Origin of the sequence: Robertmurraya sp. FSL R5-0851, assembly GCF_038002965.1 — a bacterium.
In the GTDB taxonomy this organism is placed as follows: domain Bacteria; phylum Bacillota; class Bacilli; order Bacillales; family Cytobacillaceae; genus Robertmurraya_A; species Robertmurraya_A beringensis.
Genome location: NZ_JBBOOE010000001.1, coordinates 1,287,038 through 1,306,665, shown reverse-complemented (window position 1 = coordinate 1,306,665; position 19,628 = coordinate 1,287,038). Strand labels below are relative to the sequence as shown.

Below are 19,628 nucleotides of genomic sequence, written 5' to 3'. Positions count from 1 at the left end.
TATTTTCCCCCTAACCTATCAAATATCCCATAAATATAGTAGCCATACCTAAATAAATGAGAAGACTAATAATATCATTAACTGTTGTAATAAATGGGCCTGAAGCAACAGCAGGGTCTACCTTGAGCCTATGCATAATTAGCGGAACTAATGCCCCTGCTAGTGTGGCAACGATTAATGTTAGTAGGATGGAAATCCCTACGAGCATTCCCAAGAAGATATCTCCTTTCCATAGGTATACAATAATCATTACTAACATTCCGCAAGTAGTTCCTGTTATCAGACCTGTTCCTGCTTCCCTTACAACTAGCTTTGATTTCTCCTCTTTTTCTAAATCACCAGTAGCAAGTCCTCTAACAGCGACAGCCAAGGCCTGAGTCCCAGTATTTCCCGCCATCCCTGCAATCAAAGGAATAAACACTGCCAAAATAGCTACTTGGTCTAACGTTTGTTCGAATCTCCCCATTAAGTTTGCAGTAATCATTCCTAAAAACAAAAGAATTATTAACCACGGCAGTCTTTTTCTCGCAGCGGAGAGTGGACCTCTGTCAAAACTATCGATTCCCGAGACAGCCGCTAACTTTGAATAATCATCAGATGCTTCCTCTTCCATAACATCCATCACATCATCTACAGTGATAATTCCGAGAAGATGATTTTGAAAGTCAACAACCGGTAATGCTAAGAAATTATAATCTTTCATTTTTCTTGCAACTTCCTCTTGATCCTCTCCAACCCCAACAGAGTAGACACGTTCATTCATAATCTCTTCTACCATCTGATCATCATCACTGACAATTAAATCCCTTAGTGAGATAACACCAACTAACCGCTTTTCATCGTCTACTACAAATAGATAGTAGATGGTCTCAGCGGTGGGTGCCTCCCTTTTTAAAATATACATCGCTGAACGTATAGTTTGATTTGCAGCAATCGAGATAAACTCTGTAGTCATAATACTACCTGCTGTATACTCTTCATAGTGCAATAACTCTTTAATCTCTTGGGCTGCTTCATTATCCATAATGGCAAGATAACTTGCAACTTGATCTTTGCTCAGTTCATTAAGAACATCTACAGCATCATCAGCATGCATATTAGCAAGCATTTCGGCTGCATAAGTCGGTGTCATTTGCGAGAGAACTTCTTTGTAATCTTCATCTTCGATTTCTATATTTTCGAAAATCCCAGCCATCTCTTCTGGTGACAAATAATGATAGACCTTTGTTTGGATTTCCTTATCCAAATCCTTAAAAAATGAAGCTTGATCATATGGATGTAATTCTAAAAATTCTTCACGAAATTTCCCTATATCTTCATTTTGTAAAGATTCGAATAATAAATTAAAATCAATATGCTGTTTTCTCTCTATATTTTTTTCAGCCATTTGTTCTCCTCCTTCCCGCTATACACTCATCTTTGTCATTTACCTTTCCCTAAATCAAACATGAAAAAACACTCGGTGTTTAATCATAATCTGATCAAACTTATGAGAAAATAATTTGTGATGGGAAAGGAGAGTATAGGTGAATAATGAAATTAGATATCATTGGTGACATTCATGGATGCTATGAGGAATTCAAGCAATTAACAAACAAATTAGGATATGAGTGGATTGACGATTGTCCCTTACATTCAGAACGTAAGCTGGCATTTGTTGGAGATATAACAGATCGCGGCCCACAATCCCTAAAGATGGTTGAACTTGTTTATTCCATCGTTATGGAACAAAAAAATGGATATTACGTTCCGGGTAACCATTGTAACAAACTTTATCGATTTTTTCTCGGTAGGAACGTTCAAGTGACTCATGGGCTTGAGACAACCGTTGCAGAATACGAGGACTTAGCAAAAAAAGAAAAAACCAACATTCGTGAGAAATTCATTCGTCTTTATGAGACCTCTCCTCTTTATCACGTGTTAGATGATAAAAAGCTAGTCATTGCCCACGCTGGAATAAAAGAGGATTTGATTGGGAAGCAAGGTGAAAAAGTAAAAACTTTCGTTTTATACGGTGATATTACTGGAAAAACAAACCCTGATGGCACACCAGTTAGACGAGATTGGGCAAAAACATATCATGGGCCAGCAACAATCGTCTACGGTCACACCCCCGTTAAGGATCCAAGAATCGTAAATAATACGTATAATATTGATACAGGAGCTGTGTTCGGAGGGAACCTAACTGCCCTTCGGTATCCAGAGATGGAACTTATTTCTGTCCCTTCTTCTATGCCTTTTGTTCAGGAAAAATTCAGGCTTTTTGAATAACCCAAAAACGTTATTCAAAAAGCCTTGTCATATCTTCTGGTAACGGAGAGGAAAACATCATTTCTTTTTTATAAAAAGGATGAAAAAAGGTAATCTCTCTGCAGTGTAATGCTTGCCGCTGGATCAGTTCTCGTAATCCGCCATATAAATCATCACCCAAAAGAGGATGTCCGATATGTTTCATATGTACTCTTATTTGATGAGTTCGACCTGTTTCAAGTCGTAGCTCTATGTGAGTAAATAACGGATAGCTACGTTTAACAATATAGTGGGTACAAGCATATTGGCCATCATCCGTAACTTCTCTTTCAATAATGCTATCCTTTTTTCTTCCAATCGGTTCACTAATCGTTCCTTTTTTTGTTGGAAAAGTTCCGTGGACGAAGGCCTCATAAGTCCGGTGTACTGCCCCACTCTTTTGCTGTTTGCTAAACAGGTGGTGAATATGCCTGTGTTTTGCAATCAATACAATTCCAGAAGTATCACGATCAAGTCGCGTAACAATATGAGCTGTTGACTGAAGATTAATCGAATGATAGTAGCCAACCAACGCATTAGCAACACTGCCTCTAGGATGTTCCCTAGAAGGGATGGTATTCATCGCGGCGGGCTTATCAATTACTAATACATATGGATCTTCATATAGAATCGATAAGGGGATCTTCTCTTCTACAATCCCCTCACTATGTTTTTCAGGTGGATAATATACTTCAAGAAGATCTCCATGCTTTAACCCATATCTAACCGTCATTTCCTCTCCATTTACCAAAATACGACCACCATTGAATTTTATATCGGTTAGTGCTGTCTTTGATACGTCATTTTCTTTTAAATAATCCCGTATTAACATTCCTTCATCAATTACATCAATAACCCATTGAAGTTTAAATTGTGACATGAACGCTCTCCTGCTTGTTAGTTATCCGCTACGAAAGAATCTCTTACTCTCTTCCAGAATGGGAAAGGTCGGAAACGAGCAAATCGTATTTTTTCATCTGCAACACGAAACTGAATAGATTTTACATCTTTATGAAGAAGAGTTAAATGGTCAATGGTTAATTGAAAATCCGGTCCATTTACTGGTTTTAGCATACATGTATGGTGTGCCGGTAAAACAAGTGGGGACCCGATGGTTCGGAACACACGGTTATTAATTGATGCCATCTCAGCTAATTGTATCGCAGGTAATGATGGATGAAGAATCGCTCCACCTAACGCCTTATTATAAGCGGTGCTTCCAGAAGGCGTGGACAAACAAAGTCCATCACCACGAAAACGTTCAAACTGCTGACCACGTATTTCTACATCCATCACTAATGTACCTTCCACACTCTTGACTGTGGATTCATTTAACGCCAGATATCTTGTTTCCCTTCCACCATGTTGGTAACGAACAATTACCTCTAATAATGGATACTCAATGACTTGATAGGGTGTTTTAGCAATCGCAATGACCAGTTTCTCTATTTCCTCTGGGATCCAATCGGCATAAAATCCTAGATGTCCCGTATGAACTCCAACAAAGGCTGTTCGATCTAAGCGGCTACTATAACGATGGAATGCATATAGTAGCGTTCCATCTCCTCCAACTGAAATCACAATATCTGGTTGATCCTCATCGTATATAAGTTCAAAATCCTGCAAATACGTTCTCATTTTATGCATGAGAGTGTTAGATTTTGAGTCTCCTTTTGACGTAATCGCAAATTTCATGACCATGTTCGCTCTCTTCTATAATTAATTATTTCCCTCTTGATGCAGCTCTTTTTTCCTTGAAAAGAATGCTTGTGCATCTTGGATTTCTCCACGTATAAGGGACATTTCTTCATCAAGTCGAAAAGCAGCTTCTGCTGCCCTTTGTAGTCTTACTCTAATATCCTCAGGAAACTGCCCACGATATTTATAATTTAAGGAATGCTCAATCGTTGCCCAAAAATTCATTGCGAGTGTACGTATTTGTATCTCTACAAGTATCTTTTTCTCCCCTTGAATCGTTTGGACAGGATATCGTACAACCACATGGTAAGAACGATACCCACTTGCTTTCTTATGAGAAATATAATCTCTTTCCTCAACAATCTCAAAGTCATTTCGAAGACGAAGAAGTTCCACAACCCTTTTAATGTCATCGACAAATTGACACATCATTCGAAGGCCTGCAATATCCTGCATTTCTGTCTCTAACTTATCCAAGGGAATTGATTTTTGATTGGCTTTATCTAAAATACTTGCGATTGGCTTTACTCTTCCAGTAACAAATTCAATAGGTGAATGAGAGGACTTCATTTCGAATTGCCGTCTCATTCCTTTGAGTTTTACCTTTAGTTCTTCCACCGCTTGATTGTAGGGGGCCAAGAATTTTTCCCAATGCTTCATAAGTCACCTCATCCGGAACATTTTTTTATATTGGTGGGTGATATTAGTTACAAAAACACTCTTCTACTTTTGTAACCATTTCCTCTCCATAGTTGCTATTTCCCTTTATATTGTCAATTAAGTACAATAATTCTTCCTTCAGGTTTGGTAACACCATGGTTTCTTCGCCATTAGAAAGTTTATATTCGCAATTATTCACCAATCCGTCTTTTAAGATTGGCCATGTTTTGAGAGTTAGCTCAAGATACATAAAGCTGTCATCTTTTTCAACAATGTATACAAAAGCTAATTCATTTGAATCAACAAGTACTTGACCAGTTGCTGTTAGCTCTTTTATCAAAAAATCATCGTTTACTATTAATATCACTTCATTTTTTTCAGTTTTGATTGCTTTTTCCACATAAATTTTTTCTCTCATTTTCCATACCTCCACACTTCCCCTATTTTATCATAAGTGGCTGAATTATCCACTTCTCAGGTAATCACATATTGAAATTGAACAAGTAAAAAACGATAATAAAACATAGCATGAGTAGAGAAAGGAAGAACAATCTTGAGCCAACATATTGAAATTGAGTTTAAAAACATGCTTACGAAAAAAGAATACCTTCATTTGATAACCGAATTTTCCATAAATGAAACTATGATTGATACGCAAATTAATCATTATTTTGACACAGAGAAGTTTCAATTAAAAGAATTGGCTAGCGCCTTACGAATCCGTGAAAAGGAAGGAAAATTTGAGCTTACATTAAAGCAGCCAGCAAAGGTGGGACTTCTTGAAACAAATCAAGAGTTATCAAAGGAAATAGCCTTCGCTATGTTACAAGGTACAGATCTCCCCAACGGAATCGTAAGGGAACAATTAGAAAAGATCGGTTTTCCTATCAATAAGCTTCAATATTTTGGTTCTTTAACGACGAAACGGTGTGAGTTACAATATAAAGGTGGTTTATTAGTTCTAGATCATAGTTTATATTTATTAAAAGAAGATTATGAGCTAGAATACGAGGTCGAGGATCCGCTAAAGGGTGAAATAGCTTTTAGACAACTCCTCCAAACCTTTCATATTCCCATTCGTGCTACTGAAAATAAAATTAAACGTTTTTACAATCAAAAATATTCACTTCATTGAGGTGTCACATGAATATAGACAAACTTAAAATTATGCTTCAACTACAGGCATTACAAAATTTCAATTCTACATCTAATTCTTCACCAGGAAATATATTTCAAGACCTGATGAATGAGATGCTGTTAGAGGAAGACCATGCCATGTCCCAGTTAAGTGGACAAACGAGTGTTTCTACTCCTGTCACTTTTTTAAAACAAACACCTGCTTTACCACCTATTCATATGACGAAAATTGCTAATACCAGCAGTGCAACTGAATTTGATTCAATCATTCAAGAGGCGGCAGCCAAATACAACTTACCAGTAAATTTAATTAAATCAGTAATAAAACAAGAATCAAACTTCAACCCCAATGCGGTTAGTGGTGCAGGAGCTTCAGGTTTAATGCAACTTATGCCGGCTACCGCAAAAGGACTTGGAGTGACTAATGTATTCGATCCAAGGGACAATATATTCGGTGGCAGCAAATACCTGAGACAAATGTTAGATAAATATAATGGCAATACAACATTAGCTTTAGCAGCATACAATGCAGGTCCTGGAAATGTGGACAAGTATGGAGGTATTCCTCCATTTAAAGAAACTCAAAATTATGTTAGAAAGGTTACGAGTCACCTGCTAGCATAAAAACGTCTGTTACGAAACAGACGTTTTTTTGCGTAAAAGCCAACAGGAAATAACCTCCTAATGCACATTGTTTGTGATATATTCTCCGCACTGATAAAATAGTACTATCAATCGGCAAGAAAAAAGATTTATTTAAAGGAGTTTTTACACTAGTGTTGCATAAATAGTGTCATAATTTTCAGTTTACTCACCTTCCCTGTTTAGAGGCAAAAAAGTAAATACCCAATCAAAGGTGGCCCTATCCATTTGGAAATTTATTTACAATTAGACTTTTGCAACGACGACAATTTGCATATTTAAGGGATGGCTTTTCCTTCAATCTTTCGAAGCCAAACATTCGCTGGTTTCCACAATGCAGCCCTTAGATAACGGCTAATCTGTAAGGTTTTTCGCTTGCTTCTGGTCTCGATTTGTACGAGAACATGTAGGCAAAAAACAATTAGTGCGATAAATACTTGATTTTGAATCGCCCATTCGCTTTGACCGTAGAACTTTTTGATGCTGAGATGTTGTTTGATCCATTTAAAAAACAGCTCAATGGCCCACCGTGATTTATACATTTCTGAAATTTCTTCGGCGCTTAAATCAAAACGATTTGTAATTAAATGAAGTTCATTTCCTTTTGAGTCAATCACTTTTAGAAGCCGAAAGTAATTTTCAGCACGGTTTTGAGTCGTACCTATCAACACCATTTGGTCTGATAAAACAGCTGTATCCTTGGGTAGCTTAAAATCGTATACGTTCCGTATGACTGCATTTTTGCGTAGCCGTGAAAGAAAGAAGTAGCTATCATCAGTCATGCGATCAAAGCGCTCGTAGTCTAGATAACCACGGTCAAACACATACATGCATTCCTTGTCATCCACCATGATTTCAAGCTGACCACGGTCATGTTCTTTTGCCGTTGTCATAACGGCCTTTTCAGGATAGGATATACCCTTTTCCATAAACACAAGGCGCAAATGTAACTTTACACCTGCTTTTGTTTTGCGGAATTTAGCCCATTTATGATTGGTCAAATTAAGTGGCAATGTGCTTGAATCAATGATTTTTAACGGCATCACGAGTTTCGTGTAATGCGTTTTGGCATGAATTTGTGACACTAAATCAAGGAAAAGCCTTTGAAATAGATCAGGGTTTATGCCGTTTAACCGCCGTGACAACTGAGAAATACTAATAGAATCAAGGTCTATCCCTTTTTGAAGCTGGTCATCGAAAAGACAATCACCCAGCGCATGCAGACTTTCAATTTCTTGTAGCTGCGCAAAAAGTAGTAATTTTAGAAATGACTCTGTCGTTAATTTTTTCGTATAGTAATCTAATTTCATCGTTTTCACGTTTTCTTCAAATAATTGAAGATTTATAGGTGAAAACCATTGTCCAAATGAAGTTTTTCGTGTAATCTGGTCCATGTGATGGTCCTTTTTTAGTGGATTTGGACGGGTTACCACCTGACTAATCCATTATAAAGGACTTTTTCTTTGCACAAAATAATAATATTGAACCACTAGTGTTGCATAAATAATTTCGTAATTTTCAGTTTAATTATATTCTCTATTTAGAGCCAAAAAAGTAAATACCCAACAAAGGTGGCTCCATCCATTTGGAAATTTATTTACAATTAGACCTGTGTGACGACGACAACTTTCTTATCAAGGAATGGCTTTTCCTTCAATTTTTCGGAGCCAAATATGGGCTGGTTTCCAAAGGGCAGCCCGTAGATAACGGCTAATTTTTAAGGTTTTTCGCTTACTATTTGTCTCAAGTTGAACAAGAACATGTAGGCAAAAAACGATAAGTGCGATAAACACTTGATTTTGAATGGCCCATTCGCTTTGTCCGTAGAACTTTTTGATGCTAAGGTGCTGTTTGATCCATTTAAAAAACAACTCAATGGCCCACCTTGATTTATACATCTCTGAAATTTCTTCAGCGTTCAAATCAAAGCGATTGGTGATTAAATGGAGTTCATTTCCTTTGGAATCAAGCACTTTTAGAAGGCGAAAGTAATTTTCAGCACGGTTTTGGGTTGTACCAATCAGGACCATTTGATCTGATAAAACAGCGGAATCCTCGGGTAGTTTAAAATCATAAACCTCCCGTATAACGGCGTTTTTTCTTAGCCTTGATAGAAAAAAGTAACCGCCATCTGTCATGCGATCAAAGCGCTCGTAGTCTAGATAGCCACGGTCAAACACATACATGCATTCCTTGTCATCGACCATGATTTCAAGTTGACCACGATCATGTTCGTTTGCCGTTGTTATGACTGCTTTTTCTGGATAGGACGCACCTTTTTCCATAAACACAAGGCGTAGATGCAACTTCACACCGGCTTTTGTCTTACGGAACTTTGCCCATTTATGATTGGTCAAATTAAGTGGCAATGTGCTTGAATCAATGATTTTTAACGGCATGACCAGTTTCGTATAGTGTGTCTTGGCATGAATTTGTACGACCAAATCAAGGAAAAGCCTTTGAAATAGATCTGGGTTCATGCCATTTAATCGCCGTGACAGCTGAGAAATACTGATCGAATCAAGGTCAATCCCTTTTTGAAGTTGGTCATCGAATAGACAATCACCTAGCGCATGCAGGCTTTCGATTTCTTCTAGCTGGGCAAAAAGTAGTAATTTTAGGAAAGACTCTGTCGTTAATTTTTTCGTATAGTAATCTAATTTCATCGTTTTCACCTGTTCTTCAAATAATTGAATATTAATTGGTGAAAACCATTGTCCAAATGAAGTTTTTCGTGTAATCTTGTCCATGAGATGTGTCCTTTTTAGTGGATTTGGACGGGTTACCACCTGACTTATCCATTATAAAGGACTTTTTCTTTGCACAATATAATAAAGTTGAACATTTTGAGTATTTTTAATAGTGAAATTAAATTAATGCAACACTAGTGGAGTTTTTAATATGGTCGAAAACATGCTTACACCTTTTGATATGATCGGTGAAGAAACATTGCATCGACTAGTTGATGCCTTTTATCATCGAGTTGGGCAACATCCAGATCTTACTCCCATATTTCCGAATGATTTAACGGAAACAGCGAGAAAACAAAAGCAGTTTTTGACACAGTATCTAGGTGGACCTACTCTATACACAAATGAGCATGGGCACCCGATGATGCGAGCTCGACATTTACCGTTTGAAATAACGGAAACTAGAGCTAAAGCATGGCTCGGATGTATGAGGGAAGCTATGGATGAGGTTGGTCTATCCGGTCCTATCCGAGATGAATTTTATGCGAGACTCGTACTGACCGCTCAGCATATGATAAATACAGATGAAAATGCAAAAATGAAAGGTGAGAGAACGTGAGGAATCGAGAAACATCGCGGGCGACTCCCTCCTACAATTGCCATGGAAATGAGAAGAAGCCGCTTGAAATTTATATGTTTATTGATCCTCTATGTCCAGAGTGCTGGGCACTTGAGCCAATCATAAAGAAGCTACAAATTGAATACGGTCGTTTCTTTTCAATTAAATATATATTAAGCGGTCGCCTTGCATCATTAAATATGAGCAAAAAGCAAAAATACGAAAATATAGCAGACTTATGGGAAAAAACTGCAAGTCGAACAGGCATGTCATGTGATGGAAGTCTTTGGTTTGACAATCCTATATCATCTCCTCATTTAGCCTCTATCGCTATTAAAGCGGCTGAATTGCAAGGAAGAAAAGCCGGAATTCGCTTTCTAAGAAAACTACAGGAGGGTATTTTTCTAGAAAAACAAAACATCTCTAGCTTTGAGGTGTTAAAGGAAATGGCTAGTTGCACCGGGTTAGATGTGGATGAATTTGTTCTTGATATTCATTCAGATTCAGCTGGCAAAGCATTTCAATGTGACTTAAAAATCACCTCTGAAATGGAAGTGGACGAAATTCCAACCTTGGTTTTCTTTAATGAGAATATTGAAGAAGAAGGAATTAAAATTACCGGATATTATCCATATGAGGTTTATGAGCAAATACTTGAAGAAATGTTACCGGTGAAACCTGAGAAAAGCACCCCTCCTACGTTAGAGAGCTTTCTCAAATGCTTTAGACTCGTAGCAACAAAAGAAATCTCAGTTGTTTATAATATGTCAATTAATGAAGCAGAAAGAGAAATGAAAAAGCTTCAATTAAAACAAATGGTTGAACAAGTTCCAGCTAAATATGGTATGTTTTGGCGCTATATTGAATAGCGCTAAAACTATGTAAAAAAGAAAAGGCCATACAAACCTGTCTGTTTGTAAATGGCCTTTTCTCTATTTAAATACGAACAAAGGGGATGGGAGAAATTTTTCACGGTCAAACAAAGGGGTATAAGTTTGCTTGTGATCAACTTCACATCAATAATATATCACGAATATGATTATTCGACAATAATTTTGCTCGCTATTTCACAATATTGTCATAATCTACGAATGATTACTGGGACAAACGAATATATCTATAAAGAAAGAAAGGGAGGGATTATTGTGGCACGAACCATCGGCTTATGGCTGATTGTTTTATTTATTATTATTTCTTTTATACTAAATCTTTTTGGTTTATTAAAAATTTTCCCTCTGATCATTACTGCTCCCCTATTATTCCTTTCTCTATTGTCCCTTGTTCTCTTCTTAAATGAGCGAAAACGATTTAAGGGTTTATAAAGGTCCCTCCCGATTGGTCGGAAGGGACTTCGTCTTTATGATAATAATGCTTCCATTTCATTTAACTTTTCTTCAAATACCTTGCATGCTTCCTCAATTGGCTTCGAACTCGTCATGTCAACTCCAGCCTTTTTCAGAACTTCAATCGGATAATCCGAACTACCTGACTTTAAGAAGTCAAGATAACGATCAACGGCAGGTTGACCTTCTGTTAAAATCTGATTGGACAATGCTGTTGCAGCACTGTACCCAGTTGCATATTGATATACGTAGTAATTGTAATAAAAATGTGGAATTCGAGACCATTCTAAGCCAATCTCTTCATCAATTTCGATATCTTCTTCACCAAAATACTTTTTATTCAGTTCATAGTACTCTTTTGTTAGTAGATCTGCTGTTAATGCTTCATTTTCTTGTGCCTTTTTGTGAATTAAATGCTCATATTCAGCGAACATCGTTTGGCGGAACACGGTCCCTCTAAATCCTTCTAAAAAGTGGTTAAGTAAGTACAGACGTTTCTGTTCATCATCAATCGTCTTTAATAAATAATCATTCAGTAGCGCTTCGTTACATGTAGACGCAACTTCTGCTACGAAAATGGAGTAACTGCCGTATGCATATGGCTGTTCTTTTCTAGTGTAATAGCTGTGTACTGAATGTCCAAACTCATGAGCAAGAGTAAACAAGTTATTTACATTATCCTGCCAATTCATAAGGATATAAGGATTCGTTCCATATGCCCCTGAAGAATAGGCTCCACTTCTTTTCCCTTTATTTTCGTGAATGTCTACCCAACGGTTTGAAAACCCTTCTTTTAACACATTTAGATAATCCTCACCAAGCGGTGCCAAACCTTTAAGAATCAGATCTTTCGCTTCTTCATAAGGGATTTCCATCTTTACATCCTTTACAAGAGGCGTATATAGATCATAAATATGAATTTTATCAAGTTTCAATACCTTTTTCCGAAGTTTCACATAGCGGTGAAGCAAATGTAAGTTTTTATTAACCGTATTAACTAAGTTTTCATACACGGATTCTGGAATATTATCAGCCGCTAAAGCTGCATGCCTTGCTGAACTATATTTGCGTACTCTTGCATTAAAGTTATCTTTCTTCACTTGACCACTTAAAGTACTCGCAAAAGTATTTTTAAATTTTCCATACGTATCATAAACCGCTTGGAAGGCATCCTTTCTTACCCTTTGGTCTGCACTTTCGAGGAAACGAATATAGCGACCATGAGTTACGTCTACTTCATTTCCATTTTCATCTTTAATACTTGGAAATTGAATATCTGCATTATTTAGCATTCCAAATGTATTACTTGAAGCACTCATCACTTCTGATGCTTCTGCAAGAAGGGCCTCCTGTTCAGCAGACAATACATGTGGCCTTTGCAAATTTAACTCATCTAGAGAATGCTCATAAAGCTTTAATTCTTCTTTTTCATTTAGAAATTTTTTTACTTTTTCTTCGTCGATAGACAATATTTCTGGAACAATATAGGCAAGTGTACTTGCTGCCTGAGTGTAGAGATTTTTAATACGGTCATCTAAGCCTTGATAAAAGGAATTGGTGGTATCCTGATCATATCGCATATGAGCATATGTATACAGTTTACCGATCCTTTCTAGCAACTGATCTTGCGCTTGTAAAGCTTTAAATAGAGAATCCGCACTTTCCCCAAGCTTTCCTTGATAGCTCGACATAGAAGGAATTAACTGTTTAACCTCTTGAAACTCGCTTTCCCATTGTTGATCGGTTTGGAAAATATCCTCAAGTTTCCATGTGTCTTCCAATGGAATTTCACTTCTAGTGGGAAGTTTCTTTACTGCTGTCTCATTTGCCATTGTATATTCCTCCAATCTACTCACTTCTATTTTTGGTATTCGCCACCAATTAATAAATTCCTGCTTCTACCTAGGAAAATTCCACTACATCCTAGTGTATGTTAATAGCGGTGAGTTCATTAATACCAAACAATCTTTTCACTCGTAAGATTGTTATAAAATTTCTTTTCAAAATTACTAGCTTCACTAATAGTAAAAGGAAAAGACATTTGATTCTCATATCTATATACATTAGGTTTAATTTCTTTAAGGACTTGGCACTTCGTTAGTAGATAAAGGTACTCTCTAATTAAAGCCAAAAGTTGATTCACACTTGGCTTTATATGGTTTCTAATTTTAATATGGTTCCTATTTATACGCTTTTCTAAACGTTTATACACATCCTCTTTTGTAAGGATGATCCCTACCTTTTTTGAAAATATATTATCTAATAAAACATACATTTGCCAAATGATTGGGGAGGTTTCAAGCAGTAGATTATCTCTGAGAGGTACGCCTACATATGGCGGGAGAAGATAGAGGTGAAGTTGATTCCTATACAGTTCCTGCAGGAAGAGCTTGTCTGTATGATAACGAATCATAGTGTCTTTTACGTGCTGAATTCCTTTACACCAGTTGGCAACATAAAAGGTATTTTGAAAGATTGGGTTTAACCATTGAGGTAAATGAAGTTGGGATTGAGGAATGATTTCGTAGTCACATTGCATCGTATGTGGAGAAAGAGGGTGCAAATTCGTAATGGTAATAAAGCTCTTTATACTAGGACAATACGATGATAAATACCAAGCTCCTGTATGATTTCTCTTAATAAACAAGGATTGAAATTTAGGTAGAGTAATTACGTTGGTTTGTTTCCTATGAAGTTTATTTGCACCTAGTATCCATAAAGGGATCAAACCCTTTGATAAATAACCATTTGTCCGCTTTTGAAAGATCTCCTCTGATATCGGGGAGCATTGATATTCAACACAGTATGTGTTTCCAAGGTACGTAAACATAAGATCTGGTCTTTGTATGATATCAGGAAGAAATACTTCCAAATCAACTTTTGAGCATTCTGATTCAAGCCATTCATATAGCTGCATTTTTGCTTGCATATGGTACGCAGATTCTCGATCGTATTCCACACATTGTGGAGACAGGTGAACATGAGCAAAGTGACTGATTCTCTGTACACCAAGCTTAACAATTACTTTACCCTCACATTGTGGACAAAAATAATGATTTCCCTTTAACTGTTGTACACCCTCCTTCTTTATTAAATCTCCAATATAAACGGTCTCTCCAAAATGATTTTTAGCCGTTAACAAGCTATCATCTCCTTTCTACTTATTAATTCTATTCCTTAGGAGTTAATTCCTCCATAAAAATAACCTAGCATTTTTCGGCTAGGCGATTTTTTATAAGAGTGGAGATAATAGCCTCGATGTAGATTCTAACAGCTTTAATCCAAAATGGCGCTTTGTAAATTGAGCAAGATTGATTTGCCTAGAAAAAGTAATATCACGTTCATACTCATTGACTAACATTTCAACACTTCTTGTCCCATACAAAAAGGCATTTACTTCAAAGTTTAAATGGAAACTTCTCATATCCATATTAGATGTACCAATAGAAGCAATCTTCTTATCAATAATTAAAATTTTACTATGCATGAAACCTTTTTCGTATTCGAACACTTTGACTCCAGCCTTTAAAAGCTCTGGAAAATAGGAACGGGACGCATGAAAAACTATCCGTTTATCCGGTTTATAAGGAACAAGAATACGTACATCAATCCCACTCAATGCAGCTACTTTTATAGCTGAAAAAATATCTTCATCTGGAATGAAGTAGGGAGAAGCAATCCAAACCGATTCCTTTGCCGATGTAATCATTGCAAAGAAAATTGTTTTAATTACACTATGTTCATTATCAGGACCACCCGCAATTAACTGAACGCCTCCATGAATGTTTTCCTCAAGAACTGGTGAAAGGTATTCAGAATTAAGAAAACTTTGGTTCGTCATATAGTACCAATCTTGAAGGAAAATTAACTGTAGCGTTCTTACTGCTTCTCCTTTTACAAGTAAATGTGTATCTCTCCAAAATCCAAAGGAATCATTCCTGCCTAAATATTCATCACCAATATTTAATCCTCCAACAAACCCAATATTTCCGTCTATAACAATAATTTTACGATGATTTCTAAAGTTAAATTTGCTATTAAGGAAAGGGATATGGACCGGACCAAATGGCACGACCTCTACTCCAGCTTCTTTCAACTCTTGTATGTATGCGCTTGGCAACTTCCACGAACCAACAGCGTCGTAAAGAAAGCGAACTTTCACACCTTCTTTTACCTTTTGGATCAAAACATTCTTAATTTGTTGGCCAATCTTATCATGGCGAACGATATAATATTCCAAATGGATGTGATGCATAGCCTTTTTAAGCTCTTCTAAAATCTCATTAAAGGTGGAATCTCCATTAGATAACACCTTAGTAGATGTGGCAAAAGATATCGGACTATGTCCTATACGATGGGCCAAATGGAACAACCTTTGCTGATCGTCTCCCAGTACTTTTATCTTTTCTTCACTGATAGGGTCTTTTCCCCGTTCGAATTTCAAGTAATTTTGTTGGTCAAGGAAAAATTTACGACGAAACATTCTTTCCTTTCTATGGTTCCTACCAAACAGCAAATAAAAAAAGAAACCTACTAACGGAAAACTTCCTAGTACGATCAACCAAGTTATTGTCTGTGTAGGATGTCTATTTTCTAAAAAAATGACGGCTCCAATAAAAACAACTGATAATGTAGTTAAAATACTAATATATCGGAATAAGCCTTCATACACTCTTCCTTGGAGAAAATAATAAAAAATGGCTAAAACAGCAATAAATAACAGAATTCTAACGAAATTTTTCATAGCTTCCCCCTCTGAACATGCCTTACAATTCCCCAATAAGTAAAAGGGTAAACTCTTTGTCCAAAAAATAAAAAACCGATTTCATTATTGAAATCGGATGATTATTTAAAGTGTCTTCTTATTTCAGAAAAAACATTCTCAGACATAATTAATTTTCCATATTCCTCAACTCGATGAATGGTGATCGCTGTTTCATGTCCATATTCTAATAATAAACTTAAGCTATTATCGATATCCTCTTCATCATACTCTTCTTCGAGAAAATCAACAAATAAATAATATTTTCCTTCGAAGGAGTATAGTTTTGTTGATAAGTCTTCTAAAATATTTCGATTTGATAATGAGATTAAGTCTTCAAAGTCTTTAAAAGCAATAAGGAACTCTAGTGTATCTTCGTATGAATCATCATCATCATCAGTTTTTGTATTAAAATGCTGATCAAGCAATTCCTCAATTCTTTCATCTACAGGAAGATCCTTCAGCTTTTCATCTGTGATAGGAAGTTCAAATTTCTGCCCATCTTTAGATATTTGTGCTTTTGTTACGAGAACCTCAAGACCTTTATCAAGAGCCTGGACCTGGATCCAAAGGGGACCTTCAATCATAAATTCTTCCTCTTGATGAACCTCATCCATCATTTCCCAAAAAAGCTCTTCGCTTTTTTCACGATTATACCAGATCTCATCACGGTCAAATCCTCTTTCTTCAATATCCCCGTATGAAATATAAAACTTGACTGTATTATCATTAATACGTTCGATTTCCAACATTAACCTCTCCCTTCTTGCATTTTTGGAAGGGACTTACCCTCATGCAGAAAAACGATCTAGTCTTTAGTGTTTTCAAAGGCATGTGTTAAACGTATTGTTGCCTCGTATTTATATTTTATGACAAAAATACAATAAAGGGAAATAAAATGTTACACATTTCAAAAAACAAACTAACACCCATAAGTGATACTTTTCTTCCTTCATATTTCTCTATTACAGCTATTTTTAAACCAATAATAGATAAAAAACCTCCGATTTGATTCGAAGGTTTCAATCATTTAGTTAACTAAGCGTTGAGCTTCACGTAATTGAAACGTACGAACTCTTCTTGGTAAGAAACGACGGATTTCATCCTCATTATACCCAACTTGAAGTCTCTTCTCATCAATAATGATCGGTCTACGAAGTAAACCTGGATTATCCTTAATCAACTCAAATAAATCTTGAAGAGGCATAGTCTCTAAATTTACATCTAGCTTTTGGAACGTTTTTGACCTAGTTGAAATAATTTCATCTGTTCCATCTTCAGTCATACGAAGAATCTCTTTAATTTCATCAATAGATAATGGTTCAGAAAAAATGTTTCTCTCTGTATAAGGAATATCATGTTCTTCTAGCCAAATTTTCGCTTTACGGCATGATGTACAACTTGGTGAAGTGTATAATGTTACCATTAACTACTCACACTCCTTTAAAATTAACTTATAAAATCTATATTGGAAGATATTTTGGTCATTTGACATATTATTTAAAATTACTTTAAATTAGTAATTTATATTAATTATTATACATCAAATCTGAGTAAAAAGGTATCCTTTTTTCGAAAGATTTAAATCCCGATAAATACAATAAAATAATTGGCTAGATAGCTTATATACGTAAAAGGAGAGAGAAAAGTTTCATTTTTTTCTTACTTTTTTTAAATAAACAAAAAAGATTTATATGTTTCTACTATATTTACCCGAATTTCAGTTATAGTAAACCTTAATATAATTCTCATTTAGATAATGAAAATGAAAAACAGTTACCTCACGGTGGCAACTGTTTACACTTTTATATATCCTTTAATAGGTCTCCTGTTTCATGTTTTTGATCAAAGCTTAATACCTCTTCTACTGGTTCATAGGATTCTCCATAGAAATCTATATCCTTATATGTGTGAATCAATTTGTAAGCTTTTTTCATACCTTCAAATATTGCCTCTTCATTTTCATGTCCAGGTGACCAGTAAAGAATTTCCATCGTATTTACTTCATTTGTTGCTAGTGATCTTCTTTCATATCCAATTTTGCTTGCATGCTCAAATCCTTCACGTTTATAAAAGCGCAATCTCTTTTCTGTATCACTATCTTTATAGTTTATTGGTTCAACTTCCAAAATGATTGGTTTTTCCTTCTGTTTCAGCTTTTCTAAAAGTTGATGTCCTAACCCCTGCCCTCTCGCTTCACCAGAAACATATAAATAATCAATGAAAATAAATTGGTCAAATTCTGCATACATTAACACGTGATATTTTCCTTCGTCTTTGTGATAAATGGACGATTTTTCTTTTAAAAGGGTTTCCATATGTTCTTTTGACTTCATTTCTTCAATTGGAAAATATTGATTTAGCTTTTCATACCAGTTCATAAGGATACTCCTTTTATTGGTTTGATTGTTTACGAACTATATTCCATTTTAGAAAGTTTTCTTACGATACAATTTTTTGTTAATATTACTCTTTTCATACTAGGGATAATTCTTTAGAATAGAAAGTAGTGGGAATTACATAACCGCGCTTATGCCAGTTATTCGTAAAGGAGGTTTATTATGGGTAGTTACATTACCGACCTTACCATTGTTGCATTATTAATCATAGGAATCACCGCTGTTTTAGGAGTCGTTACAAATGGAATTGGACAGAAGTTATTTGGTGGTAAACAAAAAGCAGAGTTTGTAGACCAATCAGCGAAATTTCAAACTGGCTGGAAACAAGTTGGTGGAAAAAGAAAATAATAAATCTATTGCTTTACCACGTTTCGTAAGCGCTTCATCTATTATCAATGATAGTGTAAAGCGTATCTTTCTTCAAATGAAAAACGATCTCGTCCTCGAGATCGTTTTTATTATTTCTTATATTGTTCAAATTCCTTCTCAGAACATAGAACGAAATGTCCTGGTGATACTTCACGTAATTGGACGGTTTCATCCGCCTGGTAATTATGCATCTTGGGATCATAAGTTTTGCGTTTTCTTGAACGCTCTGATATAGGATCTGGTAGTGGAATTGCAGAAAGCAAAGATTGAGTGTATGGGTGCTTTGGATTATTATATAATTCATCTGCTGGAGCTAGTTCTACAAGCTTTCCGAAGTACATAACTCCAATTCGGTCACTGATATACTTCACCATTGAAAGGTCATGTGCAATAAACAAGTAAGTTAACCCTTTTTCCTTTTGAAGCTTTTTCATTAAGTTAACTACTTGTGCTTGAATTGACACGTCAAGAGCTGAGATCGGTTCGTCAGCAATGATGAAGTCTGGATCAACTGCTAGAGCACGAGCAATACCAATACGTTGTCTTTGACCACCTGAGAATTCATGTGGATAACGGTTCGCATGCTCTTTGTTTAATCCAACCGTTTCTAATAGTTCATACACTTTGTTCATTCTATCTTCTTTCGTTTTTGCTAAACCATGGATATCGATTCCTTCAGCAATGACATCAGAAACTTTCATTCTTGGATTTAAGGAAGCATATGGATCCTGGAAGATCATTTGCATTTTATGATTAAATGCCTTTAACTCTTCTTTAGATTTTTTCCCATGTACATTAACCCCATCATATAAAACTTCTCCGTCTGTTGCATCATAAAGTCTTATAATGGTTCGACCAGTTGTAGATTTTCCACATCCTGATTCTCCTACGAGGCCTAATGTTTCACCTTCATATATATCGAAACTAATCCCATCAACTGCTCTGACTTCGTTTGGCTTACCGACATTGAAGTATTGCTTTAAATTTTTAATTTCAAGCAATTTCTTTCTAGTTTCCATT

General features: G+C 35.9%; 21 protein-coding genes. 7 read left to right on the top strand and 14 right to left on the bottom strand.

From position 1 onward, the window contains the following. Positions 1-10: 10 nt before the first annotated feature. Positions 11-1,387, bottom strand: coding sequence for a magnesium transporter (gene mgtE, locus MKX65_RS06750; protein ID WP_340902913.1), 1,377 nt, complete (start codon positions 1,385-1,387; stop codon positions 11-13). Between the two features lie 146 nt (positions 1,388-1,533). Here mgtE and prpE point away from each other — a divergent pair, with 146 nt between their 5' ends. After that, positions 1,534-2,271 carry a bis(5'-nucleosyl)-tetraphosphatase PrpE gene (gene prpE / locus MKX65_RS06745; protein ID WP_160546377.1) on the top strand — a complete coding sequence of 246 codons (738 nt, stop codon included), beginning with the start codon at positions 1,534-1,536 and terminating at the stop codon, positions 2,269-2,271. 10 nt (positions 2,272-2,281) lie between these two features. On the opposite strand, the gene MKX65_RS06740 is transcribed toward prpE, so the two are convergent. Genes MKX65_RS06740 through MKX65_RS06725 form a run of 4 tightly spaced genes read right to left on the bottom strand, consistent with a single transcriptional unit; the run spans position 2,282 to position 5,065 of the window. Then, positions 2,282-3,169 carry an RluA family pseudouridine synthase gene (locus MKX65_RS06740; RefSeq protein WP_340902911.1) on the bottom strand — a complete coding sequence of 296 codons (888 nt, stop codon included), beginning with the start codon at positions 3,167-3,169 and terminating at the stop codon, positions 2,282-2,284. A gap of 17 nt (positions 3,170-3,186) precedes the next feature. After that, a complete protein-coding gene (locus tag MKX65_RS06735; RefSeq protein WP_119710511.1) occupies positions 3,187-3,984 on the bottom strand; it encodes an NAD kinase in 798 nt (265 codons plus the stop codon). 24 nt (positions 3,985-4,008) lie between these two features. Continuing rightward, positions 4,009-4,647, bottom strand: a complete 639-nt coding sequence (locus tag MKX65_RS06730) for a GTP pyrophosphokinase (RefSeq protein ID WP_066054880.1) — start codon at positions 4,645-4,647, stop codon at positions 4,009-4,011. Positions 4,648-4,690: 43 nt separating this feature from the next. Further along, positions 4,691-5,065, bottom strand: a complete 375-nt coding sequence (locus MKX65_RS06725; RefSeq protein ID WP_340902907.1) for a UPF0738 family protein — start codon at positions 5,063-5,065, stop codon at positions 4,691-4,693. Positions 5,066-5,200: 135 nt separating this feature from the next. Here MKX65_RS06725 and MKX65_RS06720 point away from each other — a divergent pair, with 135 nt between their 5' ends. After that, the gene (locus tag MKX65_RS06720; protein WP_340902904.1) at positions 5,201-5,782 is read left to right on the top strand and encodes a CYTH domain-containing protein; all 582 of its coding nucleotides are present in this window, start codon (positions 5,201-5,203) and stop codon (positions 5,780-5,782) included. 8 nt (positions 5,783-5,790) lie between these two features. After that, positions 5,791-6,408 carry a lytic transglycosylase domain-containing protein gene (locus tag MKX65_RS06715; protein WP_340902902.1) on the top strand — a complete coding sequence of 206 codons (618 nt, stop codon included), beginning with the start codon at positions 5,791-5,793 and terminating at the stop codon, positions 6,406-6,408. A gap of 296 nt (positions 6,409-6,704) precedes the next feature. On the opposite strand, the gene MKX65_RS06710 is transcribed toward MKX65_RS06715, so the two are convergent. Further along, entirely contained in the window at positions 6,705-7,820 is a 1,116-nt protein-coding gene (locus MKX65_RS06710) for an IS4 family transposase (RefSeq protein WP_340902901.1), read from the bottom strand. 240 nt (positions 7,821-8,060) lie between these two features. Then, positions 8,061-9,176 carry an IS4 family transposase gene (locus MKX65_RS06705; RefSeq protein WP_340902899.1) on the bottom strand — a complete coding sequence of 372 codons (1,116 nt, stop codon included), beginning with the start codon at positions 9,174-9,176 and terminating at the stop codon, positions 8,061-8,063. A gap of 151 nt (positions 9,177-9,327) precedes the next feature. Here MKX65_RS06705 and MKX65_RS06700 point away from each other — a divergent pair, with 151 nt between their 5' ends. From MKX65_RS06700 to MKX65_RS06690, 3 genes are all read left to right on the top strand, one after another. Beyond that, the gene (locus tag MKX65_RS06700) at positions 9,328-9,735 is read left to right on the top strand and encodes a globin domain-containing protein (protein WP_160546382.1); all 408 of its coding nucleotides are present in this window, start codon (positions 9,328-9,330) and stop codon (positions 9,733-9,735) included. Then, positions 9,732-10,604 carry a ClpXP adapter SpxH family protein gene (locus tag MKX65_RS06695; RefSeq protein ID WP_340902896.1) on the top strand — a complete coding sequence of 291 codons (873 nt, stop codon included), beginning with the start codon at positions 9,732-9,734 and terminating at the stop codon, positions 10,602-10,604. The genes MKX65_RS06700 and MKX65_RS06695 overlap by 4 nt, the downstream gene beginning before the upstream one ends. Before the next feature lie 276 nt (positions 10,605-10,880). Beyond that, positions 10,881-11,057 carry a hypothetical protein gene (locus MKX65_RS06690; protein WP_340902894.1) on the top strand — a complete coding sequence of 59 codons (177 nt, stop codon included), beginning with the start codon at positions 10,881-10,883 and terminating at the stop codon, positions 11,055-11,057. Positions 11,058-11,092: 35 nt separating this feature from the next. Here MKX65_RS06690 and pepF read toward each other — a convergent pair whose 3' ends face one another. The 6 genes from pepF to MKX65_RS06660 form a co-directional block, all read right to left on the bottom strand. Next, positions 11,093-12,910 (bottom strand): oligoendopeptidase F, encoded by a 1,818-nt coding sequence (gene pepF, locus MKX65_RS06685; protein ID WP_160546383.1) that lies wholly within the window; start codon positions 12,908-12,910, stop codon positions 11,093-11,095. A gap of 119 nt (positions 12,911-13,029) precedes the next feature. Next, positions 13,030-14,220 carry a competence protein CoiA family protein gene (locus tag MKX65_RS06680; protein WP_160546384.1) on the bottom strand — a complete coding sequence of 397 codons (1,191 nt, stop codon included), beginning with the start codon at positions 14,218-14,220 and terminating at the stop codon, positions 13,030-13,032. A 90-nt stretch (positions 14,221-14,310) separates the two neighbouring features. Beyond that, positions 14,311-15,822 (bottom strand): cardiolipin synthase, encoded by a 1,512-nt coding sequence (gene cls, locus MKX65_RS06675; RefSeq protein WP_160546385.1) that lies wholly within the window; start codon positions 15,820-15,822, stop codon positions 14,311-14,313. A 101-nt stretch (positions 15,823-15,923) separates the two neighbouring features. Further along, positions 15,924-16,589, bottom strand: a complete 666-nt coding sequence (gene mecA, locus MKX65_RS06670; RefSeq protein ID WP_160546473.1) for an adaptor protein MecA — start codon at positions 16,587-16,589, stop codon at positions 15,924-15,926. Between the two features lie 281 nt (positions 16,590-16,870). Continuing rightward, entirely contained in the window at positions 16,871-17,266 is a 396-nt protein-coding gene (gene spxA, locus MKX65_RS06665) for a transcriptional regulator SpxA (protein WP_119707263.1), read from the bottom strand. A 379-nt stretch (positions 17,267-17,645) separates the two neighbouring features. Continuing rightward, positions 17,646-18,221: a GNAT family N-acetyltransferase gene (locus MKX65_RS06660; RefSeq protein ID WP_160546386.1), complete on the bottom strand. Its 576-nt coding sequence runs from the start codon at positions 18,219-18,221 to the stop codon at positions 17,646-17,648. Between the two features lie 180 nt (positions 18,222-18,401). Between MKX65_RS06660 and MKX65_RS06655 the strand changes: the two genes are divergently transcribed. Further along, positions 18,402-18,587 (top strand): hypothetical protein, encoded by a 186-nt coding sequence (locus MKX65_RS06655; RefSeq protein WP_160546387.1) that lies wholly within the window; start codon positions 18,402-18,404, stop codon positions 18,585-18,587. Between the two features lie 110 nt (positions 18,588-18,697). On the opposite strand, the gene MKX65_RS06650 is transcribed toward MKX65_RS06655, so the two are convergent. Next, positions 18,698-19,627, bottom strand: coding sequence for an ABC transporter ATP-binding protein (locus tag MKX65_RS06650; protein WP_160546388.1), 930 nt, complete (start codon positions 19,625-19,627; stop codon positions 18,698-18,700). Position 19,628 lies beyond the last annotated feature (1 nt).